General features: G+C 56.0%; 1 rRNA gene. It reads right to left on the bottom strand.

Features of this window, described 5'->3' with window-relative positions:
* Positions 1-2: 2 nt before the first annotated feature.
* A 23S ribosomal RNA gene (locus ACZ5ON_RS36050) occupies positions 3-1,394 on the bottom strand; the annotation flags it as partial.

Here is a 1,394-nt window from a genome sequence, read left to right as displayed (position 1 = left end):
CTGAGGACAAGCCCTCGGCCTATTAGTACCGGTCAACTCCACCCCTCACAGGGCTTCCATATCCGGCCTATCAACCCAGTCGTCTACTGGGAGCCTTACCCTCTCAAGGAGGTGGGAGTGCTCATCTCGAAGCAGGCTTCCCGCTTAGATGCTTTCAGCGGTTATCCCTCCCGAACGTAGCCAACCAGCCATGCCCTTGGCAGAACAACTGGCACACCAGAGGTTCGTCCGTCCCGGTCCTCTCGTACTAGGGACAGCCCTTCTCAACACTCCTACGCGCACAGCGGATAGGGACCGAACTGTCTCACGACGTTCTAAACCCAGCTCGCGTACCGCTTTAATGGGCGAACAGCCCAACCCTTGGGACCTACTCCAGCCCCAGGATGCGACGAGCCGACATCGAGGTGCCAAACCATCCCGTCGATATGGACTCTTGGGGAAGATCAGCCTGTTATCCCCGGGGTACCTTTTATCCGTTGAGCGACGGCGCTTCCACAAGCCACCGCCGGATCACTAGTCCCTACTTTCGTACCTGCTCGACCCGTCAGTCTCACAGTCAAGCTCCCTTGTGCACTTACACTCAACACCTGATTGCCAACCAGGCTGAGGGAACCTTTGGGCGCCTCCGTTACCCTTTAGGAGGCAACCGCCCCAGTTAAACTACCCACCAGACACTGTCCCTGATCCGGATCACGGACCCAGGTTAGACATCCAGCACGACCAGAGTGGTATTTCAACGGCGACTCCACAACAACTGGCGTTGCTGCTTCAAAGTCTCCCACCTATCCTACACAAGCCGAACCGAACACCAATATCAAGCTATAGTAAAGGTCCCGGGGTCTTTCCGTCCTGCTGCGCGAAACGAGCATCTTTACTCGTAATGCAATTTCACCGGGCCTATGGTTGAGACAGTCGAGAAGTCGTTACGCCATTCGTGCAGGTCGGAACTTACCCGACAAGGAATTTCGCTACCTTAGGATGGTTATAGTTACCACCGCCGTTTACTGGCGCTTAAGTTCTCAGCTTCGCCCAGACGAATCCAGACTAACCGGTCCCCTTAACGTTCCAGCACCGGGCAGGCGTCAGTCCGTATACATCGCCTTACGGCTTCGCACGGACCTGTGTTTTTAGTAAACAGTCGCTTCTCGCTGGTCTCTGCGGCCACCCCCAGCTCAGAGTGCAAGACCCATCACCAGGAATGGCCCCCCTTCTCCCGAAGTTACGGGGGCATTTTGCCGAGTTCCTTAACCATAGTTCACCCGAACGCCTCGGTATTCTCTACCTGACCACCTGAGTCGGTTTGGGGTACGGGCCGCCATGAAACTCGCTAGAGGCTTTTCTCGACAGCATAGGATCATCCACTTCACCACAATCGGCTCGGCATCAGGTCTCAG

Source organism: Kitasatospora sp. NPDC032150, assembly GCF_055579945.1.
The sequence above is the reverse complement of the archived record's forward strand: the minus strand, read 5'-3'. Positions and strand labels throughout refer to the sequence as shown.